The sequence below is a fragment of the Psychrobacter sp. 1U2 genome, from assembly GCF_051847575.1.
On record NZ_JBPYDC010001530.1, the window covers coordinates 1 to 580 of the forward strand.

Annotated in this window: 1 protein-coding gene; it reads left to right on the forward strand. The window is 39.1% G+C overall.

Going from position 1 to position 580, the window contains the following annotated elements:
- Window positions 1-427 precede the first annotated feature (427 nt).
- Window positions 428-580 (forward strand): LPS translocon maturation chaperone LptM (gene lptM / locus ACS8FD_RS23015; protein WP_439277565.1); only part of this gene is annotated, 153 nt, incomplete at its 3' end.

The following is a 580-nucleotide window of genomic DNA, read 5'->3' on the forward strand; positions in this document are numbered from 1 at the left end:
AGGTTGCTATACCTCGTCAACTATAAGGTTAAAGTTTGGCGCTCGTCAAGGCATCATAACAACTGTTCACCGAACATGGCTCTCCATCCGCAGTGGCTATAGCAAGCGTTATAAAGGCAAGTTTGCTTATTATCAAAATTGTAAGGAAGTTTGTCCGTCCGATTCTAAACATCTTTTTTGATAATTTCACAAACCTTTAAGACAAGGTATACCTAATGGCATAAGTTAAAAGTAGGCAAATAGAGAGAATCGCTATAAGACTGGTTTTTAGAGTAATGTGGTCAAAAAACCAGTAAAATTATCCGTTAATAAAACTCAAGACAAGCATAGCTTTAGTGAATAATGCTATGATTGGCTCGTGCTAAATTTCAACGCCCTTTTATAATACTTCTTATAGCGTCTCCACTGTTGCAAGGTTATCTATCATATGTTTACTATACGCCGCTCTTTAGATACTAGAGGCACCCAAAATTTATCTGCCAACTCTGGTCGTTATGCTATCTGGACATTGACGATTGGTAGTGCCGTTATGCTCGGACTGTCGGGTTGCGGACAAAAAGGGGCACTTTACTTAGCAGAG